The 25,839-nt window shown below is 73.3% G+C and carries 27 protein-coding genes; 14 read left to right on the plus strand and 13 right to left on the minus strand.

The features are described 5' to 3' along the window. Nucleotides 1-5: 5 nt before the first annotated feature. The 5 genes from ACFYUS_RS31255 to ACFYUS_RS31275 all read right to left on the minus strand — a co-directional run bounded on the left by ACFYUS_RS31255 (nucleotide 6) and on the right by ACFYUS_RS31275 (nucleotide 6,508). Nucleotides 6-1,160 (minus strand): protein kinase, encoded by a 1,155-nt coding sequence (locus ACFYUS_RS31255; RefSeq protein ID WP_388859563.1) that lies wholly within the window; start codon nucleotides 1,158-1,160, stop codon nucleotides 6-8. After that, a complete protein-coding gene (locus ACFYUS_RS31260) occupies nucleotides 1,157-2,272 on the minus strand; it encodes a serine/threonine protein phosphatase (protein WP_388859567.1) in 1,116 nt (371 codons plus the stop codon). The genes ACFYUS_RS31255 and ACFYUS_RS31260 overlap by 4 nt, the downstream gene beginning before the upstream one ends. Before the next feature lie 209 nt (nucleotides 2,273-2,481). Then, entirely contained in the window at nucleotides 2,482-3,720 is a 1,239-nt protein-coding gene (locus tag ACFYUS_RS31265; protein WP_388859570.1) for a hypothetical protein, read from the minus strand. Nucleotides 3,721-3,764: 44 nt separating this feature from the next. After that, a complete protein-coding gene (locus ACFYUS_RS31270; RefSeq protein WP_388859573.1) occupies nucleotides 3,765-6,014 on the minus strand; it encodes a hypothetical protein in 2,250 nt (749 codons plus the stop codon). 95 nt (nucleotides 6,015-6,109) lie between these two features. Further along, complete coding sequence (locus tag ACFYUS_RS31275) at nucleotides 6,110-6,508, minus strand: hypothetical protein (protein WP_388859576.1); 399 nt, start codon at nucleotides 6,506-6,508, stop codon at nucleotides 6,110-6,112. Nucleotides 6,509-7,096: 588 nt separating this feature from the next. On the opposite strand from ACFYUS_RS31275, the gene ACFYUS_RS31280 reads away from it, so the two are divergent. Both ACFYUS_RS31280 and ACFYUS_RS31285 read left to right on the plus strand, forming a co-directional pair. Further along, nucleotides 7,097-7,729: a hypothetical protein gene (locus ACFYUS_RS31280; RefSeq protein ID WP_388859579.1), complete on the plus strand. Its 633-nt coding sequence runs from the start codon at nucleotides 7,097-7,099 to the stop codon at nucleotides 7,727-7,729. A 55-nt stretch (nucleotides 7,730-7,784) separates the two neighbouring features. Continuing rightward, nucleotides 7,785-8,258 carry an SUKH-3 domain-containing protein gene (locus tag ACFYUS_RS31285; RefSeq protein WP_388859582.1) on the plus strand — a complete coding sequence of 158 codons (474 nt, stop codon included), beginning with the start codon at nucleotides 7,785-7,787 and terminating at the stop codon, nucleotides 8,256-8,258. 14 nt (nucleotides 8,259-8,272) lie between these two features. Here ACFYUS_RS31285 and ACFYUS_RS31290 read toward each other — a convergent pair whose 3' ends face one another. From ACFYUS_RS31290 to ACFYUS_RS31300, 3 genes are all read right to left on the minus strand, one after another. Continuing rightward, complete coding sequence (locus ACFYUS_RS31290; protein ID WP_388859585.1) at nucleotides 8,273-9,058, minus strand: SDR family NAD(P)-dependent oxidoreductase; 786 nt, start codon at nucleotides 9,056-9,058, stop codon at nucleotides 8,273-8,275. A 129-nt stretch (nucleotides 9,059-9,187) separates the two neighbouring features. Continuing rightward, complete coding sequence (locus tag ACFYUS_RS31295) at nucleotides 9,188-9,427, minus strand: DUF397 domain-containing protein (RefSeq protein WP_388859588.1); 240 nt, start codon at nucleotides 9,425-9,427, stop codon at nucleotides 9,188-9,190. Beyond that, nucleotides 9,424-10,257: a Scr1 family TA system antitoxin-like transcriptional regulator gene (locus ACFYUS_RS31300; RefSeq protein ID WP_388859591.1), complete on the minus strand. Its 834-nt coding sequence runs from the start codon at nucleotides 10,255-10,257 to the stop codon at nucleotides 9,424-9,426. The genes ACFYUS_RS31295 and ACFYUS_RS31300 overlap by 4 nt, the downstream gene beginning before the upstream one ends. Before the next feature lie 149 nt (nucleotides 10,258-10,406). Between ACFYUS_RS31300 and ACFYUS_RS31305 the strand changes: the two genes are divergently transcribed. Together ACFYUS_RS31305 and ACFYUS_RS31310 are read left to right on the plus strand one after the other, a co-directional pair. Beyond that, entirely contained in the window at nucleotides 10,407-10,712 is a 306-nt protein-coding gene (locus ACFYUS_RS31305) for a hypothetical protein (RefSeq protein ID WP_388859594.1), read from the plus strand. A gap of 167 nt (nucleotides 10,713-10,879) precedes the next feature. Next, nucleotides 10,880-11,923, plus strand: a complete 1,044-nt coding sequence (locus tag ACFYUS_RS31310; RefSeq protein WP_388859597.1) for an SGNH/GDSL hydrolase family protein — start codon at nucleotides 10,880-10,882, stop codon at nucleotides 11,921-11,923. A 58-nt stretch (nucleotides 11,924-11,981) separates the two neighbouring features. On the opposite strand, the gene fusA is transcribed toward ACFYUS_RS31310, so the two are convergent. From fusA to ACFYUS_RS31325, 3 genes are all read right to left on the minus strand, one after another. Beyond that, nucleotides 11,982-13,976, minus strand: coding sequence for an elongation factor G (gene fusA, locus ACFYUS_RS31315; protein WP_388859600.1), 1,995 nt, complete (start codon nucleotides 13,974-13,976; stop codon nucleotides 11,982-11,984). 261 nt (nucleotides 13,977-14,237) lie between these two features. Beyond that, nucleotides 14,238-14,645, minus strand: a complete 408-nt coding sequence (locus ACFYUS_RS31320; RefSeq protein ID WP_388859603.1) for a VOC family protein — start codon at nucleotides 14,643-14,645, stop codon at nucleotides 14,238-14,240. 245 nt (nucleotides 14,646-14,890) lie between these two features. Continuing rightward, the gene (locus tag ACFYUS_RS31325) at nucleotides 14,891-15,571 is read right to left on the minus strand and encodes a MerR family transcriptional regulator (RefSeq protein WP_388859606.1); all 681 of its coding nucleotides are present in this window, start codon (nucleotides 15,569-15,571) and stop codon (nucleotides 14,891-14,893) included. A 156-nt stretch (nucleotides 15,572-15,727) separates the two neighbouring features. On the opposite strand from ACFYUS_RS31325, the gene ACFYUS_RS31330 reads away from it, so the two are divergent. From ACFYUS_RS31330 to ACFYUS_RS31355, 6 genes are all read left to right on the plus strand, one after another. Further along, nucleotides 15,728-17,113 carry a YhgE/Pip domain-containing protein gene (locus ACFYUS_RS31330; protein WP_388859609.1) on the plus strand — a complete coding sequence of 462 codons (1,386 nt, stop codon included), beginning with the start codon at nucleotides 15,728-15,730 and terminating at the stop codon, nucleotides 17,111-17,113. A gap of 28 nt (nucleotides 17,114-17,141) precedes the next feature. Further along, a complete protein-coding gene (locus tag ACFYUS_RS31335) occupies nucleotides 17,142-17,777 on the plus strand; it encodes a nucleoside/nucleotide kinase family protein (RefSeq protein ID WP_388859612.1) in 636 nt (211 codons plus the stop codon). A 59-nt stretch (nucleotides 17,778-17,836) separates the two neighbouring features. Next, nucleotides 17,837-18,334: a YcxB family protein gene (locus ACFYUS_RS31340; RefSeq protein ID WP_388859615.1), complete on the plus strand. Its 498-nt coding sequence runs from the start codon at nucleotides 17,837-17,839 to the stop codon at nucleotides 18,332-18,334. Between the two features lie 41 nt (nucleotides 18,335-18,375). Then, nucleotides 18,376-19,656, plus strand: coding sequence for an MFS transporter (locus tag ACFYUS_RS31345; RefSeq protein ID WP_388859618.1), 1,281 nt, complete (start codon nucleotides 18,376-18,378; stop codon nucleotides 19,654-19,656). A gap of 99 nt (nucleotides 19,657-19,755) precedes the next feature. Next, nucleotides 19,756-20,034, plus strand: a complete 279-nt coding sequence (locus tag ACFYUS_RS31350; protein WP_388859621.1) for a hypothetical protein — start codon at nucleotides 19,756-19,758, stop codon at nucleotides 20,032-20,034. An 80-nt stretch (nucleotides 20,035-20,114) separates the two neighbouring features. Beyond that, on the plus strand, nucleotides 20,115-20,732 hold the full coding sequence (locus ACFYUS_RS31355) for an HAD family hydrolase (protein ID WP_388859624.1): 618 nt from the start codon (nucleotides 20,115-20,117) through the stop codon (nucleotides 20,730-20,732). Nucleotides 20,733-20,745: 13 nt separating this feature from the next. On the opposite strand, the gene ACFYUS_RS31360 is transcribed toward ACFYUS_RS31355, so the two are convergent. After that, entirely contained in the window at nucleotides 20,746-21,276 is a 531-nt protein-coding gene (locus ACFYUS_RS31360; RefSeq protein ID WP_388859627.1) for a hypothetical protein, read from the minus strand. Between the two features lie 68 nt (nucleotides 21,277-21,344). Next, a complete protein-coding gene (locus tag ACFYUS_RS31365; RefSeq protein WP_388859630.1) occupies nucleotides 21,345-22,085 on the minus strand; it encodes a hypothetical protein in 741 nt (246 codons plus the stop codon). 96 nt (nucleotides 22,086-22,181) lie between these two features. Here ACFYUS_RS31365 and ACFYUS_RS31370 point away from each other — a divergent pair, with 96 nt between their 5' ends. From ACFYUS_RS31370 to ACFYUS_RS31385, 4 genes are all read left to right on the plus strand, one after another. Further along, nucleotides 22,182-22,706: a tetratricopeptide repeat protein gene (locus tag ACFYUS_RS31370; protein WP_388859633.1), complete on the plus strand. Its 525-nt coding sequence runs from the start codon at nucleotides 22,182-22,184 to the stop codon at nucleotides 22,704-22,706. A 7-nt stretch (nucleotides 22,707-22,713) separates the two neighbouring features. After that, entirely contained in the window at nucleotides 22,714-23,595 is an 882-nt protein-coding gene (locus ACFYUS_RS31375) for a LysR family transcriptional regulator (protein ID WP_388859636.1), read from the plus strand. 49 nt (nucleotides 23,596-23,644) lie between these two features. Continuing rightward, nucleotides 23,645-24,604 (plus strand): hypothetical protein, encoded by a 960-nt coding sequence (locus tag ACFYUS_RS31380; RefSeq protein WP_388859639.1) that lies wholly within the window; start codon nucleotides 23,645-23,647, stop codon nucleotides 24,602-24,604. A gap of 102 nt (nucleotides 24,605-24,706) precedes the next feature. Next, entirely contained in the window at nucleotides 24,707-25,834 is a 1,128-nt protein-coding gene (locus tag ACFYUS_RS31385; RefSeq protein WP_388859642.1) for an aminopeptidase P family protein, read from the plus strand. Nucleotides 25,835-25,839: the final 5 nt, after the last annotated feature.

Here is a 25,839-nt window from a genome sequence, read left to right on the forward strand (position 1 = left end):
CCTTGTCAGGGGGTGCGGCGGTCGCCGCGGCGACCGCCGAGGTTGATGCGGACGCGGGACGTGCCCGGCGGCGGGGAGGGCGCCGGTGCCGGTTCTCCGGCCGCCGCGGGGGGAGATGTGGGCTCTGCCGCGCGCGGAGGGGTCTCCGCGGTCCCCTCGCGGCGCCCGAAGGTGGAACGGACGCGACTCGGGCGGCGCTCGCCGGACGCGGGGCCGGGCGCGGGCCTCGCCTCCGGGACGTGGGGAGCGGTCGTCCCCGGCCGGCGGTGCTGGAGCGTGCACACGGCGGGGTCGGAGAGTGCCGCGAGGAAGGCCGAGATGTCCGGACGGGCCCGTGGGTCGGCTGCCGTCATGCGGCGCAGCAGGGCCAGCAGTTCGTCGGAGAGGCGCGGATCGAACCGGAGCTCCTCCCCGGCGTTCACGGCATCGGCGGGAAACTCGAACCCCGGGTCGCGCTTGGGGAGTTCGCCCACCACGTACTCATGGGTCATGAGGCCGAGCGCGAAGATGTCGACGGCGCAGGTGAGGTCCCCGGGGCCGGCCGATCCATTGTCCTGGAGGTAGCGCCGCCACTCCGGGGCGCCGTAGACGAAGTCGCCCGAGATGGCCTCCGGCCTCGGGGGGACGCCGGAATCGTAGGAGTCGTCGAAGTCGATCAGCCGCGCGGAGTGGAAAGCCGCTCCCTCCCTCTTCTGGACCAGCACGTTGGACGGCTTCAGGTCGCCGTGCACGGTGCCGGTCTCATGGAGCTGCTTGAGGCTCGATCCGAGCGTCTTGAGCAGCACCATCTTCGGCCGGGGTTCCAGGGTCTGGGGCCGCTCCAGGCTGGAGGTGTCGATCTTTTCCGTGACCTTGTAGTAGGTGCTGCCCTCGTGGAAGAAGTCGGTGGCGAGCACGAGATTGCCCCCGCCGAGCGTGTCCGGGCGCAGCCGCTTCATGATCTTGCGGTGCCTCTGCTCGAACTCCTGGGCGACTTCGCGGCGGATCCGTACGCTCTTCGAATCGGCGGCGTCGTCGCGCGGGCGCTTGGGTTCGAGGAACTGCTTGATGAAGTACTGTCCCCCGTCCTTCTCCGCGAACGCCCAGATGCACTTGCCGCCATCGGCGTTGGTGGGGTCGGTGACGATGCGGTAGCCCGCGATCGTGTCGCCCTTCTTCATCGGTACTCCTCGGATGCGGGCGGCAGATAGGTCTCGTATCCGGCGCGGTAGCTCTGCCAGCTCTGGTCCTGCCAGGCGCGGACGCGGGCGTGCGTCTCGCGCCGGTCCTCCGGGTCTCCCGCCGCCTCGCTCCCGGTGCCGGGCCGGGCGGTCCGGTCGAGGATCCGGGGCCGGCCCCGCAGGTGCCGTTCGGTGAGGTCGGCGAAGCGCCGCTCGTAGAGGGCGCGCATGTGCTCGAAGCTCTGGTGGCCGATGGCCAGCAGGGCGAGCGAGGTGTCGTCCCCGGTGTACGCCACCACTTCGCGGCGCAGCAGATCGCCCCACTCGTACTCGTCGTTGGCGCGGCGCAGGGTGCTCAGGAGCAGGTACTCGAAGTCCGCGGGGGTGTGCACATAGCCGAAGTAGCCGTCCGTGGCCGCGACCAGGACGCAGGGAAGCGCGAACGAGGCGATGTACTGCGTGTCGACGGTGAACTCGCGGTCCGCGCACACCACGTTGGTCATGGGCGGGTCCGTGCGCAGCAGTTCGAGTGCGTCGCTCTCGCGGGTGTGGTCGCGGGTGAGGACGTGCAGACCGCTCTCGGGCGAGAGGACGTACGCCCGGGAGTCCCCTGCCCACAGCGGGCGCAGCTCGACGGCGGCTTCCTGCTCGCGGAGACGGTAGTACACGCCCGCGAGGGTGGTGGGCAGCTGACGGCGCATGGTGCCGCCGATCTTGCTGGGTCGCTGCGGTGCGTTGGCCAGGAACCAGTTCAGATAGCCGTGCAGCACCCTCGGAACGGCATCCTCGGTGTTCCCGGCCACCTCGCGGAACCAGCATTCGGTGGCCAGGCGGGCGACCCGGGACGCGACCCAGGCCCCGGTGCGCCAGCCGCCGTCCGGCCCCTGCCAGGCGGGGGTGGCGCCCGCGCCGCCGGAGCCGTCGAACACGGCGATCATGCCCTGCTGGGTATCCCAGTGATGTGCGACCAACGGCTCGGCGTCCTCGCCGAGACCGTGCACCTGCTCGGTCCACACGGAGAGCGCGTGGACGCCCTGGAGGCCCCCGGGGGTCGACCAGACCATCTGGCGGGGCCGGGGAGGGGAGACCGGATCCGGTTCCCGGCCCGGCATCGACGGGACGCCCGGTGATCCCTTCGAGGCCGTCGGAGCCTGCCCCGGGGCGAGGGCGACTCCGGGCGCGGTGTCCGGCGCCGCCGGGGCGCCGCCCGGTTCCCCGTGTTCGGAGGGTACGGGTGGCCCAGAGGGCGCCGCTGCGTGCGGCCCCCTCTCCGCGCGGTGTCTGCCGACGGCGTACCGTGCCCTGTGCTCGTGCTCTGGCATCAACGCTCCCTGTCGGGTCCGGGGCGGCGAGGGGTGTCCCGCTTGGTGGTGCCCTTCACCCTGCTCACCCGGGGTGCCGGCCGGTCCGCGGGAGGGGTGGCGGACGGACCTTCGGGCGTCGGGGCGGGGCGCGCGGGAGGGACGGACCCCGCTCCGGCGCGACCCCCGTCCGTGGCCGATCGGGTGTCCGGCAGGGGTTCGTCCTCCGGTGGCCCCGAGCGCCCGGCGCCACGGGGGCCGGAGCCGTACGCCCCCGCTCCCCGGCCGCCCCGAGGGCCCTCCTCCCGCAGCACTTCGCCGCGCAGGGGCCGGCGGGGCTCCGCGCGGTCGTCCTCCGGGGCCGGTCCGAGCGCCGGAGCCGGGTCCGGGGTGCGGGCGAGGGAGCCGCGCAGGCGCCCTCGCCGGGCGGCGCCGTCGAAGAGGCCGTCGCTCTCGCGCAGCACCTCCTCCAGGACGGTGCGCTCCAGCTCGGCCTGCTCGAAGGGTTCCCGGTCGGCGTCGCCGCGCTCCAGGACGAGGCGCATGATCTCGCGCTTCACCTCGCGCTTCTCGGCCTCGTTCTTCTCGATCCAGGTCAGCGCGGCCCGGGCCCCCTCCTTCTCCATGATCTCGGCGATGAGACCGTCGAGGCCCTCCTCGCGGATCATGTCGAGGTGGCGTGCGCGGCGCATGCCGGCGAGCCGGGACTCCCGTACGACGTCCCGGTACTCGCGTCCGCTGGTGGCGATCTCGTCCTCGTCGACGAGGAGTTCGACCTGCACGTTCCGGAGCCGGATCGCGTCGTCGCCGCTGAAGCCGGCCAGTGTCGCGTTCAGCGCCCGTTCGGCCTGGTGGAACTCGGCGATGTCGTAGTCGCGGGCCACCTCGCGGAGCGTCCTGCGCAGATAGCCGAGGAGGGCTCCGCTCATGTCCCGGATGCCGCGCGAGACGACCTGTGCCGGGTCGGCGACCCGGCACACCAGATCGACGCGGCTGCGGAACGAGAACACGGGGTCGCGGCTGAGCAGGGGGATGTCGAGGACGAGCCGGTGCTCGGTCATGTCGACGGTGAACATCCCGCTGTACGCGCCGAAGCGCGAGGACGGGATCTCCTCGCCGCTGCGGATCGTCAGGGAGGAGCCGCTGTCCCTGACGAGGACGAGCGCACGCCCCGGCTCGGGCGGCCGCACCGGTTTCGTCAGCCGCCACTTGGGCAGCTCCTCACTGGACAGCACCGGGTCGTAGGTCTGCTGTTCCACGGGCTCCTCCTCCCTTCTCGGAAGCTTCGAGGTCGTCGTTCGGGTCAGGCCGGCGCCGTCAGGCGGCGGTGGAGCAGGGCCGCGTTGCGGGAGGGGCGATCGCGGTCGTGCGCCCACTTGTTCAGCCACCACGCGAGCCGTTCGCGGTGCGAGCCGGGCTTGTGGGCGATGTCGCGGAGCAGACCGCCCAGGGCGTCGAGCGTGCCCGGACGGCCTTCGTCGGCGTACACGTCGATCCAGTCGCGCAGCGCGAGGAGGGCCGTGTCCTGCATCGGGCGGCGCGCGAGGCACCGAGCCCACAGCTCTCCGACGGCGCGTCGGTGCGCGGGCAGTCCGCTCAGCAGGAGAGGCACCCCCGGCACACCGTCCACGGGGCCGTCGACTCCTCCTTCGTACGGCCGGCTCGTGGCGAAGAGGAAGGCGGAGAGCGACTTCACGACCATGGGGGAGAGGTCCTGCGGTTCGGACCACTCCAGGTAGGCGTCGAGGAGCGGCCCCGCCTGCCCCTGGTGGAGGAGGTGGACCCCTCCCCAGGCCACGGAGGGGAGGGTGCCCCAGTCGTCGTCGCGGTCCAGGGCGTCGTGCAGCACGGCCACGGCACGCTCGGGCGCCGCACGGCCGAGGAGCCCGCCCGCCGCGTTGGCGGCGGTCCCGGCGAGCCGCCGCTGCCGCGCCGAGCTTCCGCCGCGTGCCCAGCCGTGCAGCAGTTCCCAGACGGCCTCGGCCGATTCGCCCCGGCTGCCGGCCACGCCGAGCGCGGTCGCGGCGGCCTGGCGCAGCGGCCAGGACGTCTCGGCGGCCCAGGCGGTGAGGAAGCGGTGCACCGCGTAGTGGTGGTCGGCCCAGACGAGCACCCCGGCGGCGATGGCGGCCCGGGCGCGGACCTCCAGGTCGCTGTGGTCGAGGAGCCGGCGCAGCCAGGCGAGCAGCGGCTCGCGCCAGCCGTCGAGACGGGTCCAGGCGTATGCGAGGACGGCCTGCCCCAGCATCGCGCCGCGGAAGCGGACCCGGGGCGGGCCGAAGCCGTCGGCGTCGAGGCGGATCCACTGCTGCTCGTCGCCGAGCCGGTCCCTGAACCGGACGTCGGGCGGTGCCGGTTCGGGTGTCGCGAGGGTGGCCCGGAGCCTGACGGCGGCTTCGGCGACGGTGAGGTATCCGCTGTCCTCCAGGACGGCCGCGGCGAGCGCGAAGGCCACGGCCTCGGGGTTCCGGTGCCGGTCGAACCAGGCCCTGACCTGGTCGCTGGGGTCGCGCAGCGCGGCCGCGGCGGCGGGCACGTCCCGTCCGGCGGCGATGTCGGCGGCCAGGCGGGCGGCGTGCCGGGCGGCGGGCATCTCCCGCAGGGTGTCGACGACCCCGCCGGAGGCGAGCTCGGCATGCAGTCTCGTACGGGCCTCCGGCGCGGCGCCGTGTCCGAGCACCCGCCGTTCGAGGACGGCCAGCGGGTCGACGGGCGTGAGGACGTGCTCCGGGACGGACTCGCCGCCGTCGCCGCGCACGGCGACGGCGAGGTCCTGGCCACCGGTGAGCACCAGGTGACAGCCGTGGGCGCGCAGGGCGGCCACGACGGCGTGCAGGTGTCGCGGGAGTGCCGTGAAGTCCCGCGCGCCGGCGGGCCCGTCCTCGACGAGGGCCAGGTAGCCGCTGTTCCTGACCGGCGGTTCCCAGCCGGGCGTGAGTACGGCGGCGGGGTCGAGGAGGCGGTGGCAGATCCCACCGCCCTCGGCCCCGCTCAGGACGAGGGCCTCGGCGAGCAGGTTGACCGCGGCGGCCTCGCGGCCGCTGCCGGAACGGCCGGTGAGGACCAGGAGCCGCCGCTCGCAGAGGGTGGCGAGCGCGGAGTCGTAGCCCTCCGGCGGAACGAACAGCTCGGTGTGGTCGGTCAGTTCGGCGGAGGTGAGCGCCGACACGGAGCCGCCGCCGCGGCGGGGGGCGCCCCGCCCGCCGTCCGTGTGGAAGCCGCCACCGAAGCTGACCGTGTCGTTGAAGAGGGCCAGGGTGCCGATCCGGGTGCCGGAGGCGTCGGCGCTGAGGCGCTGGGCGATCAGGTCCGCGATGGCGCCCGCGCGCTGCGCCTCGGAACGTTCGGGGTCGTCGGTCCCGCTGCCCTCGGCGAGGGAGCGCAGTGCGTCGGACTCGCTGACAGGACCGTCCTGTTCCGGTCCGTCGCTCCGTCGCTCGTCCTCCGGCGCGGCCTTCCCGGCCTCGGGGGCGGGGGAGGAGGCGGGGGGCTTCGGGGAGGGCTCGGGGCCCGGCTTCGCCCCGCCGGACGGGGCGGTGGCTTCCTCACTCATGGCACACGGACTTCCGGGAGGGATGGCGGTACGACGGGAGACGGCACGACGGCATGACCGGGTGGCGCCCGTCGCCGCCGTCGCCGGTCACACCGTCAGGAGACGTTCCAGTCGCCCTTGATCTCGACCTTCTCGTTGAAGACCTGGGCGTTCTTGATCAGGGCGGCGCTGACCTGCGCACCGCCGTGCCCACCGGCGGCCACGGCCTCGTCGACGATGCGCCGCAGGTCGTCCTCGAACTGCCGGTCCCGCAGCATGTGGGCCGCGAGCATCCGCTCCAGGACCTGCTGCCGGGACTCGTCGTCCGGCGCCTCGGTGACACGCTCCAGCGCGGCCTCGGCCTCCGTGTCCCCGCGGAACCGCGCCCTGATCCGCTCCACGAGCCGGGCGCCGCCGTTCCAGCCGCTGCGGCCGGCCTCCTGGCCGGTGGCCTCAAGAGCGCCCTTGACGACGAGCGCGACGCCCGCGGCCGCGATGGCGGTCAGTGGATCCATGTGCACCCCCGATTGTTCTCCGCACACGAGTGAGGCCATTCAAGTGGTCCACGCGGGCACCGCCAGGGGATCGGGCGACAATGACCGAAAATTGTAGGGGCGCCGGGGGCGCATGTGGCCGAATCTGCCCGGTGGAGTGTGCCCTCCGCGGGGTTGTCGTCCGTGAAGGGACAGGAGGGGCGTCACGGCCCGCGCAGCTCAGGAGCCGCGCATGCCCCGCCCCGGACTCCCGCGGACGTCGACGCCTGGTTCGGCGAGCACGGCTGGTTTCCCGGACGCGGCGTGGCCGAGCGGGCCGCGGTGTTCGTGGCGGGAGGCGGTCGAGGAGACCCGGAACGCCGGGTTCCCGATCGAGCCGTTCGCCGCCGGCCCCCTCGCCGGGCGCGACCGGCTCCTGATGCTCGGTCCCGGAGGGTCCTGGCTCCTCGGCGGGACGGTTCGCGACGGTCTGACGGACATGTGTCCGTGCTCGGCGGCGCGCGAATGGCGGGCCGTCACATGGCCCGCCTGCGTTTGACATCCCCCGACGGCCCATCAAGAGTGCATTTCAGGAGATCTCGGACATCTGGATAGGAGTCAGGAATGCGCTTGTGTACCGACCGTGGGCGCCGTGGCGTCGTCATGCCCGCGCTGGCCGCAGCACTGGCCATCCCCCTGCTGTCCGCGACCCCCGCCGTGGCGTGCCCCGGCCCCGACCCCGTCTCGGGCACCGGTACGGTCAGCCGCTCCGGTGGGACCGTCACGTTCGTGCCGGTGGCGGGTGCGGCCAACCGGGTCACCTTCTACGTCGCCACGGCCCCGCTCCTGCGGGTCTCCGACCCGGGCGGGATCACGGCGGGCCCCGGCTGCACCCAGACCAGCCCGCAGACGGCGACCTGCGGGGAGATCGCCGGCATCACCGGCATCCACGCCGACGGCGGAGACGGGGACGACCGGCTCGCGGCCGGGGCGGACCTCAACATCCCCGTCGACTTCGACGGAGGCCCCGGCCGGGACATCCTCGTCGGCGGTACGGCCGACGACCACCTGACGGACCCCGACGGCTGGCCGACCCGCCCCACCCAGGCCACCTTCCGCGGCCTCGCCGGCAACGACACCATCATCAGCCGCAACGGCGGTTACGACCGCGTCGAGTGCGAGGGCGGCAACGACACCGTCACGGCGGACCTCGCGGCCCTGGACACGGTCACGAACACCTGCGAGACGATCAACCGCGGCTGACACCGCCCCCGGGTGTGGGAGCCTTGCCCGAAGACCCCGACCCGGGAGCGCCCCCATGCCTCGTCCCAAGGTCCCCGCGGACGTCGACGCCTGGTTCGCCGAACACGGCTGGTTCCCCGGGCGGAACGTCGCCGAGCAGGCCGCGGCACGCATGGCGGAGGTCGTCGAGGAGACCCGGAACGACGGGTTTCCGGTCGAGCCGTTCGCCGCCGCCACCGCCTTCCTCACCGAGCACGAGGGGCTCCGCCTGACCATCGACGCGCGCCGCGAGGAGTACCTGCACTTCACGCCGCGCGTCGTCTGGGGCGGCACCTCCGAGGAGATCGCGGAGCTGAGCCGCAACCTGGGCGTGCGTCTCTTCCCCGTGGGCTGGGACTCCTCGGAGGGGGAGGTGATCGTCATGGACGAGCGGAGCCGGTTCTTCTGCATGCACCACACCGGCAACTACTACATGGGCACCGGCAAGTACGAGGCGATGATCGACCTCTACGCGTTTCCCATGCAGGACGCGGAGGACTTCTACGCCTGATCCGGCAGGGGCCCTCAGTGGACGGAGAAGCCGCCGTCCACGAACAGGGACTGACCCGTGACGTACGCCGAGGAGGCGCTCGCCAGGAAGACGGCCGCACCCGCGAAGTCCCCGGCCAGGCCGTTGCGCCCGACCATCGTGCGGGCGGCCAGGGCCGCGACCTTCTCCGGGTCGGAGGAGAGACGCTGGTTGAGCGGGGTCATCACGAAGCCGGGCACCAGGGTGTTGGCGGTGACCCCGTACGGCGACCAGGCCTCGGCCTGCGAGCGGGCCAGCGACTCCAGGGCCCCCTTGGACACCCCGTACGCCCCGCTCTGCACGAACGCGCGGTGCGCCTGCTGAGACGTGATGTGGATGATCCGCCCGAAGCCCCGCTCGGCCATCCCCGGACCGAACCGCTGACCGAGCAGGAACGGCGCCTCCAGGTTCACCGTCATCGTCGTGTCCCACACCTCCTCGCCCAGCTCCCCGAACGCCGGACGCAGGTTGATCCCGGCCGAGTTCACCAGGATGTCCGGCTCCCCGAAGACGGCCGTCGCCGCCTCCGCCCCGGCCTTGATGCCCTCCCGCGTGCTCAGGTCCGCGCTCACCCACGCCGCCCGGCAGCCGGCGGCCGTCAGCTCGTCGACGGTCGCGACGAGCTCCGCCTCCTTGCGGGCCATGACCACCACGCTCGCCCCCGCCCGCGCCAGAGCCCCGGCGATGGCCTTGCCGATCCCCGAACTGCCGCCCGTCACAAGGGCCGTACGCCCTTCGAGCGAGAACAGCTCGGAGAGGTAACCGGCGGGGGTGCTGCTCATCGAGATCGCTCCTCGTGTCGGCGGCGACAAGCCCGTTGACGGGCAGGTACACGCATCCTGGCACACGCGTTCGCGCACCGGACGGCTCGCCTGGACCGGCGGCCGCCCGGTGCGACTGCGCGGAGGACGTCAGGCCAGCCGGCCGAGGAACTCCGTCCAGGTGGCGGGGGAGAGGGCGAGCTGGGGGCCGGTGGGGCGCTTGGAGTCGCGGACGTGGACGGTGGTGGGGCAGGAGGCGACCTCGACGCAGTTGTCGCCGCTGCCGCCGCTGTAGCTGGACTTGTGCCAGGAGAGGGCGACTTCGACGCAGTTGCCGCCGTCGCCGGTGCTGTAGCTGCTCTTGAACCAGGCCAGTTCAGTCGTGCTCATAGTGCTCCTCGGATCTCCCGCAACAGGCCCACGGTCGCCTCTACGGACAGGGCCTGTGCCCGCATCCTGGCATATCGCTGCTGGAAGATGCTGACCTCTTTGGGGTCGGAGGTGAGCTGGCCGGTGCCCTGGCCTTCGCTGTACGCGTACCAGGTGTTCTCCTCGGTCTCCAGGAGACACAAGGGGCCGTCGAGCCCCGCGTGGTGCCCGCGCGATAGCGGCATGATCTGGATGTCGATGTTGCGCCGTTCGCTGAGTTCGATGATGTGGTCGATCTGCTCGCGCATGACCTCCGGGGTGGCCACCTGGCGGCGCAGCGCGTGCTCCTCGATGATGAAGCTGAAGATCGTCTCCGGGCGCTCGGTGAGGATGCGCGTCCGCTCCATACGCGCGACGAGGTTCGACTCGATTTTGTCGTCGCTCATCGCCGGGAGCTGCTTTTCGAAGAGCGTCCGGGCGTATGGGGTTGTCTGGAGTAGCCCTGGCGCAAGTCGAGGCTCGTAGGTGTACAGCGTCACCGCCAGCGGCTCCAGCTCCGCCCACGCCTCGAACCACTTCGCGAGCCCCGCCTTGCGCGTCAGATGCTTCGCCGCCGCCCGGATCACCCCGAACGCGTCCAGCACCTCCTCCGCCTGGTCCACGAACCCCTTCGAGGGCAGACGCCGCCCCTGTTCGATCGAGGCGATCATCGGAACCGAGTAGCCCACCATCGGGGCGAACTGTTCCTGTGTCAGGCCCGCCCGTTTGCGGAAGGCCTTGACCACTTCCCCGAAAGCCCTCAGGCTCTCCGACGTCTCCGGTTCGCTTCCCTTCGGGACCTCGTCCGTCACCCCGCCACCTCCCGCACCCGTGTGCTCGCGCTGAACGGAACAAGGCTCACCGATAGTCACCGGTACAGTCCAGAGCGTGAACCCGTACGCTGCGCAGCGTACGGGTTTCTGACCTGGTAACCGGCCCCGGGCGGCGCCACATTGGCCCCATGACCTCCCCCGTGACCCGCGAACACGCGGTTACCGTACGTGTGTTCACCCAGCGATTCAGCTCAACTCCACGCGGCGCCCGCCTCGCCCGTCGGCTGGCTCTCCATCAACTCGACCGCTGGCGGCTCCCGTACGGCTCCGAGACCTCCGACACCACCGGGCTGCTCGTCGCCGAGCTCGCCGCGCTCGACGAGGGTGGGCGGGGGCTGTTGCTCGTCGAGGCGCTGGCTTCGCGGTGGGAGGTGCTCGACCGCGTGCCGGTCGGGAAGACCGTACGGGCCGAGCTCGACCTCGCCCGGCGGTGAGCCGGCGCTCTCGCCGACACGAAAGATCTGATCATTTAGCTCGATCGGGGGCGGTAAGCCCGAATGGTCGAAGGGGCGGGTCGACGGTATGGATGATCTTGGGCGAGGTGCCTCCGCCCGGTGCCACGTTCCGGTCCCGGGCGTCTTCCGCCCATCCTGGAGGATCCATGCGACACCCTGTCTCCCGCCTGCGCACGCGAGCCCTGGCCGTCGGGCTCGTGCTGGCCGCGGCCACACTCGCGCCCGCCGGCTCCGCCGGTGCGGCCGATCAGTACGAATGGGCCGCGCTGGGTGACTCGTACACCGCCGGTGTCTTCGTCGGGGATCCGCGGCCCGCGCTGGGCGACGCGTCGCGCGACGGCTGCGACCGCACCACCAACTCCTACCCCGACCTGGTCGACCGGGAGCTCGCCGAGTTCCCGCCGGGTAGGCCCGTCCACCTGACCGACGTCAGCTGCGGTGCCGCCACCATCGCCGACATCGCCAAGACCAAGCAGACGCCGATCAGCCCGGTCCAGGCCCCCGAAGGCGGCTGGCCCGCGGTGGACCCGCAGATCACGCGGGCGAAGCTCGACGACTCGACCGACGTCGTCACCATCGGTGTCGGCGGCAACAGCCTGCCCTTCGGCGGGATGCTCCTCAAGTGCCTCGAACGGGGCCTGGTCGGCAAGTCCTGCCGCGAGTACTACACCAACCCGCCCGAGGGCGAGGAGGGCATCCAGGACAAGCTCGCCCGGGTCCAGGACGAGTACGTCGAGATGCTGGCCCTGGTGCACCAGGCCGCGCCCAACGCCAAGGTGATCACGGTCGGCTACCCGGCCGTCCTGCCGGAGGAGGGCAGCTCCTGCAACCGCGCGTCCCTCACGGAGCTCGGTTCCGTCACCCACGCCGACGTCGACTGGCTCCGTGACGACGTCCTCGAGCCGCTGAACAGCACGATCCAGCGGGTCACGAACTTCTTCGGCGACCGCTACGTCGACGTCTACTCCTCCAGCGTGGGCCACGACGCCTGCCAGCCCGCGGACACCAAGTGGGTGGAGGGGATCTGCGGCGACGCCGAGGACTACTGGCCCGCCAAGCTCCCCGGCACGCTGCTGAACTGCGGTGTCATCGGCAAGCGCGTCACCCTGGTCCACCCCAACGCCGCAGGGCACGCCAACACCGCCGCCCACGTCGAGCGGGCGATCCGCATCGCCCTGCTCGAACGCTGACCGGCCACCGCCGGGCCCGCACTGCTCGTGCGGGCCCGGCGGCGGCCTTCGGACGGTCCTACGGCGCCGGGGCGTACCCCGCGGGACGGGTGGTGAAGGTGCCCCGGCCCTGGGTGCGGCCGCGGAGGCGGGACGCGTAGCCGAAGAGTTCGGCCAGCGGGACCGTCGCCGAGACCACGGCCGTGCCGGAGCGGGTCGTGGAGTCCGTGACCCGGCCGCGGCGGGCCGCGAGGTCGCCGAGGACGGAGCCGACGGACTCGGCGGGGACGGTGACCGTCACCTCGGCCACCGGCTCCAGGAGGGTCATGACGCTCGCGCGGAGCGCCTCGCGCAGGGCGAAGCGGCCCGCTGTGCGGAACGCCATCTCCGAGGAGTCCTTCGGATGGGTGGCGCCGTCCGTGAGCGTGACGCGGACGCCCGTGACCGGGTGGCCGCCTAGGGGGCCCTCGACGAGGGCGTCCCGGCAGCCGGCCTCGACCGCGCGGATGTACTCCTGCGGGACGCGGCCGCCCGTGACGGTGGACACGAAGGTGAACTCCTCTCCGTCGGTCGTGGGTTCGATGTCGATGACCACGTGGGCGAACTGGCCTGCTCCGCCGTCCTGTTTGACATGGCGGTAGAGGAGGCCGGTGACGCCCTTCGTGACCGTTTCCCGGTACGCGACCTGGGGGCGGCCGACCGTGACCTCGAGGTCACGGTCGCGCCGGAGCTTCTCCACCGCGACCTCCAGGTGGAGTTCGCCGAGGCCGGACAGGACCGTCTGGCCCGTCTCCGGATCCGAGCGCACCACCAGTGACGGGTCCTCCTCCGTCATCCGGGCGAGGGCCGTCGCGAGGCGGCCCGTGTCCGTGCTGCGGCGGGCCTCGACGGCGACCGAGACGACCGGGTCGGCGGTCGTCGGGGGTTCGAGGACGAGCGGCGCGTCCGGGGCGCACAGGGTCGCTCCGGCGCGGGCGGACTTCGGGCCGACGACGGCGACGATGTCGCCGGCGCGCGCCTCGTCCACCTCGGTCGCGCGGTCGGCCTGGACGCGGAGGATGCGGGCGATCCGTTCGGTGCGGGTGGTGGTGGCGTCGAGCACGGTGTCCCCCTTCCTGAGCGTGCCCGCGTAGACGCGGAGGTAGGTCATGCGGCCGGTGGCGGTCGCGTTCACCTTGAAGGCGAGCGCGGTGAACGGGGCTTGCGGGTCCGCCGGGACCTCGCCGCGCACCGGCGGCATGTCCGACGGGGCCGGGAGGTACGCGACGACGGCGTCGAGCAGCGGCTCGATGCCACGGTTGCGGTACGCCGAGCCGCACAGCACGACCACGGCGTCCCCGGAGAGGGTGAGGTCGCGGAGGGCGGCCGTCAGGGTCTCCTCGGAGAGGGTGTCGTGTGCGTAGAACTCCTCCAGGGCGCCGGGGTGCAGCTCCGCGACCGTCTCCACCAGGCGGTGGCGGCGGCGCAGGGCCTCCTCCCGGAGTTCGTGGGGGACTTCCCGCCCGGTGTACGTGTCGGCGCCGTCGGCCCACACGTACGCCCGCATCCCGACCAGGTCCACGACGCCCGTGAAGCCGCCCTCGCGGCCGATGGGGAGCTGGACGGGGAGCGGGACCGTGCCGAGGCGGGTGCGGATCGACTCGACGGCGCCGTCGAGCTCCGCGCCCGCGCGGTCCAGCTTGTTGACGAACGCGATCCTCGGGACGCCGTGGCGGTCGGCCTGGCGCCACACGGTCTCGCTCTGCGGCTCGACGCCCGCGACGGCGTCGAAGACGGCGACGGCGCCGTCGAGGACGCGCAGCGAGCGCTCGACCTCGTCGGAGAAGTCGACGTGACCGGGCGTGTCGATCAGGTTGATCCGGTGGTCCGCCCAGTCGCAGCTGACGGCCGCCGCGAAGATCGTGATGCCCCGGTCCCGCTCCTGCGGGTCGAAGTCCGTGACGGTCGTGCCGTCGTGGACCTCGCCGCGCTTGTGGGTGGCGCCGGTGAGGTAGAGGACGCGCTCGGTGACGGTGGTCTTGCCGGCGTCGACGTGGGCGAGGATGCCGAGGTTGCGGACGCTGTGGGTACGCATGGTGGTGCCTTTCGCTGCTGCGTGGAGAGGAACGGGCAGCGCGATTCCCGGGACGGTCAGGTCACGTCACGGGTCGGCGATGGCGGGCGCGCAGCCGCCACCGGCCGGAGCGAGAGGCGAGGATCACGTCGAAGCGGCGCGTACGCACGGTCGGCTCTCCTCGGTGGACACTCGCGGCACGGCACACCGGTCGGTGCGCCGTGCCGCGAGTGTAGGGAGCCGGGGGGAGCGGGCGACAGCGGTTTTTCAGGCTGCGGTTCTTCAGGCCGCGGGCTGGAGGAGGTCCCAGCGGTTGCCGTAGAGGTCCTCGAAGACGGCGACCGAGCCGTACGGCTCGTGGCGCGGCTCCTCCAGGAACTTCACGCCCGCCGCCGTCATGCGCTCGTGGTCGCCGGCGAAGTCCTCGGTGTGCAGGAAGAAGCCGACCCGGCCGCCCGTCTGGTTGCCGACCGAGGCCTCCTGCTCCTCGTTCTTCGCGCGGGCCAGGAGCAGTCCGGTGTTCCCGAGGCCGCCGACGCCGGCCGCGCCGCGCGGGCGGACGACGACCCAGCGGCTTCCGTCGCCCCGGTCGGTGTCCTCGACGAGCTCGAAGCCGAGGGCGTCGGTGTAGAAGGCGATGGCCTCGTCGTAGTCACGGACGACGAGAGTGACGAGTGCGATGGACGGCATTACCCCAACGTAATGCGCGGAACCGGTGGAATCTATTCGCCTCGACCCGCGTCGTGGCCGGGACGACCCTTGCGGGGGGAGGGTGCGAACGAGGGTCCGGGGGAGGGGTGGGGGAGGGTCGGCCCGAGGGGTCGGCCCCGCGCGGCGCGGGCGCGTCGGCGAGGGTCCGCCCGCGCGGCGCGGGCGCGTCGGCGAGGGCGCTCCGAGGGCGGTCCGTGGGGGCGGTCCCGCGCGGCGCGGGGCCGTCAGTGCGGGGCGGCCGACGGGTTCGCGGCGGTCTTCCCGGGCGTGCGCGCCCACGCGGCCCGGCGGCGGGTCTCGTTCTCCTGCGCCATACGACGCAGCAGGGCCAGGACCGGTTCCAGCAGGAGGACGACGATGGCGGCGTGCTCGGCGAGCCTGAGCCGGTCCTCGGCGTCGTCGAGCTCCTCGACCCGGTCGACGTCGAGCTTCGCGGCGGCCGCGGCCAGCTCGGCGTACGGGAGCAGGTCCTCGGTGCCGTACTCGACGCCGAGGCGGCTGAGGTCCATGAGGCTCGCGGCGAGTGCGCGGCGGTGCGGGGAGTCCGCGGAGACGTCCCAGCCCATGGCGCGTACGAGCTCGTCGACCCGGGGCGCCTGCTCCTCCACCGCGTCCGTCTCGGCGGCGTCGACGGGCGTCGGCAGCGCGTAGTGCACGACGCCGAGCGTGGCGAGCGGGTCGAGCGGCTCGTCGATCGCCGCGAGGACGTCGCGGGTGGCGGCGATGGACAGGCCGCCGCGGGAGGTCAGGGCGCGGATCAGGCGCAGGCGCTGGACGTGCTCGTCGCCGTACAGGGTCAGCGTGGCCCCGAGCGGGCGGCCGGGCGGCAGCAGGCCTTCCCGCAGGTAGTACTTGATCGTTCCGACCGGCGTTCCGGACAGACGGCTCAGGTCAGAGATCTTCATGGGCACTCTCGCTCGAAGCAGTTCCGTGTGTGAGCAGTCTCGCAGGGGCTCAGATGGACACCTCCGTTAGATAGTGCCACTCTCTAGCTGGAAAGTTAAGGTTTCTAATGTGTCGTCGAGCTGCGACGACACTCCATCGAAGCGGGAGCCCCTGCCATGTCCGAATCCCCCCACCCGCTGCGCGTGAGCGCACGCGGGCTGCTGAGCCGGCGCGGCGTGTGGCTGCCGTCGGCGGTGATCCTCGGCCTGCTGTCGTTCGTCCTGTCGCTGCTCTACCTGGGCGCCAACAACGACCCGGTCGGCTACACGAAGGACCTGCCGATCGCCCTGGTCAACGCGGACAAGGGCGTCCAGGTCGCCGGCAAGCGGATCGACCTGGGCGCGCAGATCACCGCGAAGGTCACCGGAGCGGCCGACCTCAAGGAGAAGGTCGACTGGAAGCAGGTCGACCGCCGCACCGCCGACGACCTGCTCGCCCGCGGCAAGGTGTTCGGCGCCCTCGTCATCCCCGACGACTTCTCCGCCTCCGTGGCCGCGCTCGCCGGGCCCGCGCAGCGCACGCCGCACCCGCCGACCATGACGGTCCTCACCAACCCGGCCGCGGGAAGCTTCGGCTCCGCCATGGCCACCGAGATCAACCGCGGGGTCGTCGCGCACACCTCCGCGGAAGTGGGCAAGCAGCTGGGGCAGGCGGCCGCGCAGCAGGCGGAGCAGGCCGCCAAGGCGCAGGCCGCCGCCGCGCACACCGCAGCCGGACACTCCGCCCCCGCGCAGGCCACCCCCGCCACGCCCGGCGCCGCCGCCGCGCAGTTGACGATCGCCGACCCCATCCACGTCTCCGTCCAGGAGGGGCACCCCCTCGGACAGCACAGCGGCCTCGGTCTGAGCGCCTTCTTCTACGCGCTCATCCTCGTCCTCGGCGGCATGCTCGGCGCCAACGTCATCCACATGCAGCTGGACGCCGCACTCGGCTACGTCGCCAACGACAAGGGGCCGTTCCGCATCGTCAAGCCCCTCCAGCACGCCAGCCGGGTGCACCACTTCCTGGTCGGCTCGGTGCTCATGGTCGTCCTGTCGATGCTGACCTCCGCGCTCGCCATGGCCGCGGCCGTCGGCGTCATCGGCATCGACGCCTCCCACCTGCCGATGCTGTGGCTCTTCGGGACCTGCGCCACGGCCGCCATGGGCGTCACCGCGCTCGCCCTGCTCGCCGTCTTCGGCACCCCGGGCCCCATCGTCTCCATGCTGGTCCTGATCGGCCTGGCCATCCCGTCGGCCGGCGCCACCATCCCGATCCAGGCGCTTCCGGACTTCTACCGCTTCCTGGCCGAGTTCGAACCGTTCCGGCAGGTCGTCGACGGCGTCCGGTCCATCCTCTACTTCGGGGCCCAGACCGACGCCGGACTCGGCCGCGCCTGGACCATGGTCGGCATCGGCTTCGCCGTCTCGCTCGTCCTCGGCCTCGTCTTCACCCGCCTGTACGACCGCCGGGGCCTGCACCGCTCGACCCCGCACCTGGTGCAGTCGGCCCCCGTCGGCTGAACGTCCGGTGCGGGGCCCCGATGCGACAATGCCCCGCATGGACGCGCAGGAGTTCGACCGGCTCGCCGCCCGGGCGCGAGGACTCGCCTCGCCCGGGCGGCGGCGGGTCCTCGGGCTCGCCGGGGCGCCCGGCGCCGGGAAGTCCACGCTCGCCGCGCGGCTCGTCGCCCGGCTCGACGGGCTCGCCGTGCTCGTGCCGATGGACGGGTTCCATCTGGCGCAGGCCGAGCTGGAGCGCCTCGGGCGGGCCGGGAGGAAGGGCGCGCCGGACACCTTCGACGCCGCCGGGTACACCGCGCTCCTCGTCCGGCTCCGTACCCCCGTCCCCGGCACCACCGTCTACGCCCCGGCCTTCGACCGCTCCCTGGAGGAGCCCGTCGCCGGGGCGATCCCCGTCGCGCCCGAGGTGCCGCTCGTCGTCACCGAGGGGAACTACCTGCTGCACGACGAGGGGGCCTGGGCCGGCGTCCTGCCCCTGCTCGACGAGGCCTGGTACCTCGACCTGGACGCCCGCCGCCGCGTCCCCCGGCTCGTCGAGCGGCACGTCCGCTTCGGCAAGGACCGGGCCCACGCCGAACGCTGGGTCCACGACTCCGACGAGGTCAACGCCCGGCTGGTGGCCCTCGGAAGGGACCGCGCCCACCTGGTCGTGAGGATGGGCTGAGGGACCGTGCCCCCCTGGCCGTGAGGGCGGGGCGGCGGTACGGCTACGATCCCCGTCCCATGGACGTGGACATGATCGAGCTGACCTACCGGCCCACGCGGGCCGACATCCTCGCCGGGATCCTGGTGCGCGAGCGCCTCCGCCGCCTCCACCTCGTCCGGTGGGGCTTCACGGCGCTCTTCGGCGCGGCCGCCCTGCTGTCCCTGGCGGCGCGGCAGGCCTCCGCCGTGTCGTTCGTACTCGCCGTGTTCTGTGCCGTCCTGATCTGGGCGATGCCCCACCTCCAGGCGCACCACGCGCTGCGTACGGTCTCCTGGCAGGGCGAGTACCGCACGTCCGTGGGCGAGCAGGGGATCACGGCCGAGACCGCGCACGTGACGCTCCTCCAGCGCTGGTCGGTCTTCCGCGGCTACCGTGAGACCCGCGACCACCTCGTCCTGCTCAGCCGCGACCCGAACATCCTGCTCGTGGAGGTGCTGCCGCTGCGCGGGCTGCGCGCGCCCGAGGACGCGGAGCGGCTGCGGGCGCTGATGGACGGGCAGTTGCCCCGTCTCTGACGGTCCGGGGGTGCGCGGAGGGCGCTGTTAGCCTGCTCGGCATGATCGGGAAACGCGCGGGGTTCCGCATATCTGGCACATCCGGCTTAACGGGGTCGAGCGGTCCGCAGCGCGCCCTCATCGTCTCGAGCTTCATCAGCCGGGTGGGCAACGGCCTGTTCAACACCGCCTCGGTGCTCTACTTCACGCTGGTGGTGCACCTGCCCGCCGCGCAGGTCGGCCTCGGCCTCACGATCGCCGGGCTCGTCGGACTGCTCGCCGGGATCCCGGCCGGGAACCTGGCCGACCGGTACGGGCCCCGCACGGTCTGCCTGACGGCCTTCGTCGTCCAGGCCGTGACCATGGCCGCGTTCGTCCTCATCGACAGCTGGTTCACGTTCACGCTCGTCGCCACCCTCGACCGGCTGGCGGCGACGGCGGGCGGCGCGGCGGGCGGCGCGCTCGTCGCCCGCGCCGGCGGCGAACGTCCCGCCGCGTTCCGGGCGAGGCTCCGCACGTTCGTGAACCTCGGCGTGGTCCTGGGCACCCTCGGCGCCGCCTTCGCCGTCTCGGTCGACACCCGCGCCGCGTACACCGTGCTCATCCTCGCCAACGCCGCCAGCTTCGCCGGCGCCGCCCTGGTCGCCCTCCTCGGCGTCCCGAACTACCGGCCCCTGCCCCGGCCCGAGGAGCACCACCGCTGGGCCGTCCTGAAGGACCGGCCGTACGTGACCTTCACCGCGCTCTACGGCGCCATGGGCCTCCAGTACCAGACCGTCTCCCTGCTCCTGCCGATCTGGCTCTCCGCCCACACCGACGCCCCCCACTGGACCGTCGCGGCGGTCTACGCGGTCAACAGCGGGGTGTGCGTCCTGCTCCAGAGCAGGATCGGCTCCCGCGTGGAGACACCGCGCCAGGGCGGCCGGGCGTTCCGCATCGCCGGGCTGCTCTTCCTGGTCAGCTGCCCCCTGATGGCCCTCACGGCGGACGTCCCGGTCTGGGTCGCGCCGGTCCTCGCCGTCCTCGCCGTCTGCGTCCACAGCCTCGGAGAGGTCTGGGAGTCCTCCGGCGGCTACACGCTCGCCTTCGACCTCGCCCCCGACCACGCCCAGGGCCAGTACCAGGGCTTCTTCGGCATCGGCTTCGCCGCCGGACAGGCCGTCGCCCCGGTGGTCCTCACGACCGTCGTCCTCGGCCTCGGACACACGGGCTGGCTGCTCCTCGGCGCCTTCTTCGCGGCCGTCGGCGCGGCGGGCCCGCCGGTGGCCGCCTGGGCGGAACGCACCCGCCGCCCCCACCCCGACACGGCCCGCGCGACCCAGGAACAGCCCGACGCCGCCTAGTGGCGGCCGACGGGCAATCCCTTTCCGCGCGGCGCACGTACCACTGAACAGGAACCCCTGCACCGGATGCCCCGGCACTCCGTGAAAGGAGGGGTGATCATGAATCCCCTGAAGCGCACGGCCCTCGCGCTGGCCTCCGCCGTCCTCCTGGCGGGCGCCGCGGGAGTCTCGGCGGCCCCCGCCTTCGCCGGCCAGCCCAACCAGTCCTGCGAAGACCAGCCCACCCGCCCCGGCCAGTCCCAGTCCGCCCCCGGTTCCGCCTTCAACCCCGACGGCACCGCCGGCACCCACTACGCGGGCGAACAGCCCCAGAACTCCGTCAACCCCCACTCCGTCTCCCAGTACGACGTGGCCTGCTTCCAGGTCTCGACACCGTGACAACCCGGTTGCGGCGCCCGCCTCTTCGTCCGACGGCCCGGTGAATCCGCTGCTCGGGGCCGTCTGACAAGATCGGGTGCATGAGCGATTCGCCGATCGACGCCGTGCTGTGCGACTTCGACGGGGTCCTGCGCCTGTGGGACCCCGACGGGATGACCGCGCTCGACCGGGCGGCCGGACTGGCGGAGGGCACGCTCGCGCGTGCCGCCTTCCGCCCCGCGCTTCTGGACGCGGCCGTCACGGGGCGGATCAGCGACGAGCAGTGGCGGCGGCGGGTCGCCGACGACCTCGCCGAGGTCTGCGGTTCCCCGGACCGCGCCCAGCGCCTCGTCGGCGACTGGTCGGCGTCGACCGGCCGCGTCGACACCGCCGTCCTGGAACTCCTGACCGAGGTCCGTGGCCGGGTGCCCGTGGTCCTGGTGTCGAACGCCACCACACGGCTGGAGGCCGATCTCGCCGCCCTTGGCCTGGCCGATGCCTTCGACGCGGTGGTCAACACCGCCCGTGTCGGAGTCGCCAAGCCCGAACACCGGGTCTTCGAGATCGCGGCCCGGAGCGTCGGTGCCGAAGCGGACCGGTGTCTGTTCGTCGACGACACCGCCGGCCACGTGGCCGCCGCCCGGGTGGCCGGGCTGACCGGCCACCACTACCGGGGTGTCGACGGGCTCCGTCGTGTCACGGCGGCACTGGGGGTGTGACCGTCCCGCGGTCTCAGCGCTGCCAGAGGAACGCGGCCTCGCCGCAGTGCTGGCAGCTGAAGACGTAGCCGAGGCCGCCACCGCCGAAGTTGGCGGCGGTGGCGTAGTCGTGGCCCTCCTCCAGTTGCGCGGTGAAGGCCATGGGGCGGGCGCAGGCGGGGCAGACGGGGGTCTCGTCGTCCTGGAGCCAGTCCGGGGTGCCGCCCAGGCGGCCCAGGACGGGGCGGCGGGTGGGGGTGTGCTCGGGGTGGGGGAGGAGGGCGGTGACCGCGCCGAGGGTGGTCTCGCCGTGGGGCGGGGCGGTGGCCGGGGAGAGGTCGCCGCGGAAGAGGAAGGCGGCGTTGTCCCCGGAGGTGGCGTCCCAGTCGTCGCACATGCCGGGGTCGTTCTGGCAGAAGAAGACCGCCACCACGCCGAACGGCAGCGGTAGGTGGACGAGGAACTGCATGGCCCCGTCGCACGTGCGGCACCGGGGCCAGACGAAGCCGTCCGGAACGAGCGGGAGGCCGCCGGTGCGCGGGACGGGCGCATCGGCGGCTGTCATTCCGTCGTGGATCAGTAGCATGCCGACAGCCTACGGCCGGCCGTCGGAGCATGATCCACGGACGGGGTCTAGCGGGCCTGGAGGACTCCGACGCCCGCGTGTTCCGTCGCCGCCACCGCCAGCGCCCGGATCAGCGGGTGCGGGCGGGTGCCGTCGCCCGACAGCTCCGGCTGGAAGAGGGTCGCCAGGAAGAAGGGGTGCGAGGGGAGTTCGGCGATCCGGATCCCGCCCTCCTCGTCGGCGCCCGTGAAGCGGAGGCCGTGCGCCCGCAGGGTGTCCAGGTGGCGGCTGTCCGCGCCGTAGTTGCAGTGGTACCGCTCCGTCGTCCGCTCCGCGCCGAGCGCCCTCTCGGCGAGCGAGCCCGGGGTGACCCGTACGACGCCCTCGTGGCCCACGAGCGAGCAGGCGAGCGGCGCGATCAGCAGGTCGTCCGGGTCGGCCGCGGGGTCGTTCTCGGCGTGCGCCGCCCGCTCCAGACCGCAGACGTCCCGCGCGTACTCGATCAGGGTGTGCTGGAAGCCGGCGCAGGTGCCGAGGAAGGGGATGCGGTCCTCGCGGGCCGTACGGATCGCCGCCAGGGCCCCCGCCTCGCTCGCGTACGGGCTGCCCGGCAGCACCCACACCGCGTCGAAGCCCTTCACCGCGCCGGGGGCCTCCGCGTCGACCGTCGGGATCCAGTACGCGTCGAGGGCGAGGTCGTCCCGCTCGGCGAGGGCGTCCAGGAGGACCGGGATGCGGACGTGCGAGCGGACGTGCGGGGAGCGGTCGCCGACCAGGGCGATCCGGGGGGTGTGCGTGTTCGTGGTCATGGCCACCATGCTGGGCGGCGCCCCTCGTTCACGTCCAACGATGATTGCTGCACTTTCCATCACGGATGCTTATGCCCCTCCGGCTAGGGTGGGCGCATGACGAACGATCACGACTGGGAAGCCCGCGTCACCGCCCTCTGGGAGCGCCTCGACGAGCACGAGCCCGCCGACTTCCGCGCCCGCGTCGCCGAGCTCGCCGCCGAGCGGTCCTCCGACGACGCGGCCGCCGTCTTCGAGCTGGGCGCCGCCCACGACTCCACCGGCATGCCCGAGGAGGCCGTCGTCCACTACCGGCGGGCCCTCGACCTCGGCCTCACCGGACTGCGCCGCCGCCGGGCCGTCATCCAGCTCGCCAGCAGCCTGCGCAACCTCGGCCGCCCCGACCTCGGCGTCGAACTCCTCACCGCCGAGCGCGCCCTCCCCGCCGAACAGCTCGACGCCGACGAGCAGGCCCTCTCCGGCGCCGTCGACGCCTTCCTCGCCCTCGCCCTCGCCGACACCGGCCGCGACCGCGAGGCCGCCTCCCTCGCCCTCGGCGCCCTCGCACCCCTCCTGCCCCGCTACAACCGCTCCCTCGCGTACTACGCCAAGGACCTCCTGAAGACCCCCTTCGGGTCCTGACCGCCGCATGGACCCGCACCTCCTCCGCACCTTCGTCACCGTCGCCCGCCTCGCGTCCTTCTCCGACGCCGCGCGCGACCTCGGCTACACCCAGTCCGCCGTCTCCCAGCACATCGCCGCCCTGGAGACCGACCTCGGACTGCCCCTGCTCACCCGGCGGCCCGTCGCCCCCACCCCGGCCGGGGAACGGCTCCTCGAACACGCCGGGGCGCTGCTGCTCCGCCTCGACGCGGCCCGCGCCGACCTCGACCGGTTCGCCGCCGCGCCCCGCGCGACCCTGGACGTCGCCGCCTCCCCGCTCGCCCTCACCCCCCACACCCTCGCCGCCCTGCCCGCCACCGGGGCCACCCTGCGCGGGCTGCCCCGCGAGCGGGTGCCCGCCGCCGTCGCCACCGGCGAGGCCGACGCCGGACTCGTCGACGGCATCGCGTCCCCCAGCGACCCGCTGCGGCTCACCGACGTCGCCCCGCTCGCCGCGACCGGCGTCGCCGAGGAACCGCTCGTCGTCGTCCTGCCCGCCCACCATCCGCTCGCCGGACGCCCCGGCCTCCGCCTCGACGACCTCGTCGACGCCCGCTGGCTGGACGCGCCCGACGCGGGCATCCCCCTCGACCGGCTGCGGGCCGTCCACGGCGGGCCCGCCGGGCGCGGCTTCCGCGACGCCCTGCGCTACGAGGGCACCGACACCCGCACCCTCGCGGCCCTCGCCGCCGCCGGGCACGGCCTGGCCCTCCTGCCGCTGCCCGCCGCGCGGGGCGTCCCCGGCGCGGCGGCCGTCCCCCTGGTCGCGCCCCGCCTCGTCCACCGCACCGAACTCCTCCTCCCGGCGGGAGCGGGCCGCGAACCCTCCGGGCCCGTGGCCGAGTTCGTACGACGGCTCAAGCGCTGACATCCGCAGTCGCTACCCTGTGCCCAACGGCGACGGAAGGCGGACGGGCGTGGGGTGGCTGCGACGAGGACCCAGGCGGGACGGCGACGACGCACCGAGGGACCCCGAGTTCGCGTACTTCTCCCAGCGCGAGGCCGCGCTCTTCCGCGGCCGGGTCCGCGAGACCTTCGCCGAACTCGGCCTGGAGGTCACCGTCTACGCCGGCCACGTCGTCGACGACAAGGCCCGCCGCTTCGGCCTCGGCAACCTCGCCGCCGTCTGCCACCAGGACCGGCGCGGCCCCCGCGTCTGGCCCGGCCTGATCCACCGCCACGTCGGCCTCGTCGTCCGCGCCATGGACGGCCCCTCCGCGCTCGACACCCTGCCGCCCGAGCAGATCCGCGCCCAGCTCTACCCCCGGGTCGTCAGCGGCGACGGCATCGACGCCGGCGCCTTCGGCTACGCCAGGACCGTCGCCCCCAACCTCTACGAGGTCCTCGCCCTCGACCTGCCGGAGAGCGTCATGATGCTCACCGACGAGGCCCTCGAACGGCTCGGCGACCACGCGCAGCTCCGCGACCGGGCCCTGCGCAACCTGCGCGGGCTGCCCGTCGAGGAGCACGAGACCGTCCGCGACGCCGACGGCATGTGCTTCGAGGTCATCCTCGGCGACTCCTTCTACACCGCCAGCCGCGTCCTCGACCTCGACGGCGTCGTCCGGCGCGTCACCGGCCTCCCGCTCGGCGAGCACGGCGCCCTCGTCGCCCTGCCCTTCCGGCACCAGCTCGCCTTCCACCCCATCCGGGACACCTCGATCATCCCGGCCCTCGGCGCGATGGCCTCCTTCGCCGCCGCCGGGTACGAGGACGTGCCGGGCGCCATCAGCCCGTACGTCTTCTGGTGGCGCGGCGGCACCCTCACCCAGCTCAGCGAGCACGACGAGGAGCACGGCGAGCTGCGGATCGTCGTCGGCGACGACTTCCACGCGCTCCTGGAACGGCTCATCGCGCAGGGCCCCGACCGCCGCTGACCGGTCACCCCGCTCCGGTATCCGGTCGCGGCCCGCGCCCCCGCCCGGCAGGATGCTGTACGTCGCACCGGACGCAGACGAAGACGTCGAGGAGAAGCCACCATGTCGGAACAGGTCGTGCCCTTCACCGCGGACGACTACCGGGCCCGGATGGCCCGCGCCGCCGAATCCGCCGCCGACGCCGGACTCGCGGGCGTGCTCGTCGCCCCCGGCCCCGACCTCGTCTACCTCACCGGCTACCAGCCGACCGCGATCACCGAGCGGCTCACCGTCCTCGTCCTCGCCGCCGGCCAGGAACCCGTCCTCGTCGTCCCCACCCTGGAGGCCCCCGACGCCGAGAAGGCCGTCGGCTCCGCCGCGCTCGCCCTGCGCGACTGGACCGACGGCACGGACCCGTACGCCGTCACCGCCCCCCTCCTCGACGCCGACGGCCGCTTCGGCGTCAGCGACAACGCCTGGGCCATGCACCTCCTCGGCCTCCAGCAGGCCCTGCCCGGCACCTCGTACGTCTCCCTCACCGAGGCCCTGCCGATGCTCCGGGGCGTCAAGGACGCCCACGAGCTGGCCCGGATCGCGGCCGCCGGGGCCGCCGCCGACCAGGCGTACGGCGAGATCCTCAAGGTCCGCTTCGCCGGCCGCAAGGAGACCGACGTCGCCGCCGACCTCGCCCGGCTCCTCATGGAGTTCGGCCACTCCCAGGTCGACTTCACCGTCGTCGGCTCCGGCCCCAACGGCGCCAACCCGCACCACGAGGCCGGCGACCGGACCATCGAGCGCGGCGACATGGTCGTCCTCGACTTCGGCGGCCTCAAGCACGGCTACGGCTCCGACACCACCCGCACCGTCCACGTCGGCGAACCCACCGACGAGGAGCGCCGCGTCCACGACCTCGTCCGCGAGGCCCAGCAGGCCGGCTTCGAGGCCGTCCGCCCCGGCGTCGCCTGCCAGGAGGTCGACCGCGCGGCCCGCAAGGTCATCACGGACGCCGGCTACGGCGAGTACTTCATCCACCGCACCGGCCACGGCATCGGCGTCACCACCCACGAACCCCCGTACATGATCGAGGGCGAGGAACTCCCCATCGTCCCCGGCATGTGCTTCTCCATCGAACCCGGCGTCTACCTCCCGGGCCGCTTCGGCGTCCGCATCGAGGACATCGTCACGGCCACGGAGGACGGCGGGGGCCGCCGCTTCAACAACACCCCGCGCGAGATGGCGATCGTCGAGTAGCGCCG

The organism is Streptomyces sp. NPDC004284 (genome assembly GCF_042874035.1).
Taxonomy (GTDB): domain Bacteria; phylum Actinomycetota; class Actinomycetes; order Streptomycetales; family Streptomycetaceae; genus Streptomyces.

Bases quoted from the DNA above. Each gene is read 5' to 3' on its own strand.
- ACFYUS_RS31255 (WP_388859563.1), bottom strand. From the start codon at position 1,160: ATGAAGAAGGGCGACACGATCGCGGGCTACCGCATCGTCACCGACCCC.
- ACFYUS_RS31260 (WP_388859567.1), bottom strand. From the start codon at position 2,272: ATGCCGGGCCGGGAACCGGATCCGGTCTCCCCTCCCCGGCCCCGCCAG.
- ACFYUS_RS31270 (WP_388859573.1), bottom strand. From the start codon at position 6,014: ATGAGTGAGGAAGCCACCGCCCCGTCCGGCGGGGCGAAGCCGGGCCCC.
- ACFYUS_RS31275 (WP_388859576.1), bottom strand. From the start codon at position 6,508: ATGGATCCACTGACCGCCATCGCGGCCGCGGGCGTCGCGCTCGTCGTC.
- ACFYUS_RS31285 (WP_388859582.1), top strand. From the start codon at position 7,785: ATGCCTCGTCCCAAGGTCCCCGCGGACGTCGACGCCTGGTTCGCCGAA.
- ACFYUS_RS31290 (WP_388859585.1), bottom strand. From the start codon at position 9,058: ATGAGCAGCACCCCCGCCGGTTACCTCTCCGAGCTGTTCTCGCTCGAA.
- ACFYUS_RS31295 (WP_388859588.1), bottom strand. From the start codon at position 9,427: ATGAGCACGACTGAACTGGCCTGGTTCAAGAGCAGCTACAGCACCGGC.
- ACFYUS_RS31305 (WP_388859594.1), top strand. From the start codon at position 10,407: ATGACCTCCCCCGTGACCCGCGAACACGCGGTTACCGTACGTGTGTTC.
- ACFYUS_RS31310 (WP_388859597.1), top strand. From the start codon at position 10,880: ATGCGACACCCTGTCTCCCGCCTGCGCACGCGAGCCCTGGCCGTCGGG.
- fusA (WP_388859600.1), bottom strand. From the start codon at position 13,976: ATGCGTACCCACAGCGTCCGCAACCTCGGCATCCTCGCCCACGTCGAC.
- ACFYUS_RS31320 (WP_388859603.1), bottom strand. From the start codon at position 14,645: ATGCCGTCCATCGCACTCGTCACTCTCGTCGTCCGTGACTACGACGAG.
- ACFYUS_RS31325 (WP_388859606.1), bottom strand. From the start codon at position 15,571: ATGAAGATCTCTGACCTGAGCCGTCTGTCCGGAACGCCGGTCGGAACG.
- ACFYUS_RS31330 (WP_388859609.1), top strand. From the start codon at position 15,728: ATGTCCGAATCCCCCCACCCGCTGCGCGTGAGCGCACGCGGGCTGCTG.
- ACFYUS_RS31335 (WP_388859612.1), top strand. From the start codon at position 17,142: ATGCCCCGCATGGACGCGCAGGAGTTCGACCGGCTCGCCGCCCGGGCG.
- ACFYUS_RS31340 (WP_388859615.1), top strand. From the start codon at position 17,837: ATGGACGTGGACATGATCGAGCTGACCTACCGGCCCACGCGGGCCGAC.
- ACFYUS_RS31345 (WP_388859618.1), top strand. From the start codon at position 18,376: ATGATCGGGAAACGCGCGGGGTTCCGCATATCTGGCACATCCGGCTTA.
- ACFYUS_RS31350 (WP_388859621.1), top strand. From the start codon at position 19,756: ATGAATCCCCTGAAGCGCACGGCCCTCGCGCTGGCCTCCGCCGTCCTC.
- ACFYUS_RS31355 (WP_388859624.1), top strand. From the start codon at position 20,115: ATGAGCGATTCGCCGATCGACGCCGTGCTGTGCGACTTCGACGGGGTC.
- ACFYUS_RS31360 (WP_388859627.1), bottom strand. From the start codon at position 21,276: ATGACAGCCGCCGATGCGCCCGTCCCGCGCACCGGCGGCCTCCCGCTC.
- ACFYUS_RS31365 (WP_388859630.1), bottom strand. From the start codon at position 22,085: ATGACCACGAACACGCACACCCCCCGGATCGCCCTGGTCGGCGACCGC.
- ACFYUS_RS31370 (WP_388859633.1), top strand. From the start codon at position 22,182: ATGACGAACGATCACGACTGGGAAGCCCGCGTCACCGCCCTCTGGGAG.
- ACFYUS_RS31375 (WP_388859636.1), top strand. From the start codon at position 22,714: ATGGACCCGCACCTCCTCCGCACCTTCGTCACCGTCGCCCGCCTCGCG.
- ACFYUS_RS31385 (WP_388859642.1), top strand. From the start codon at position 24,707: ATGTCGGAACAGGTCGTGCCCTTCACCGCGGACGACTACCGGGCCCGG.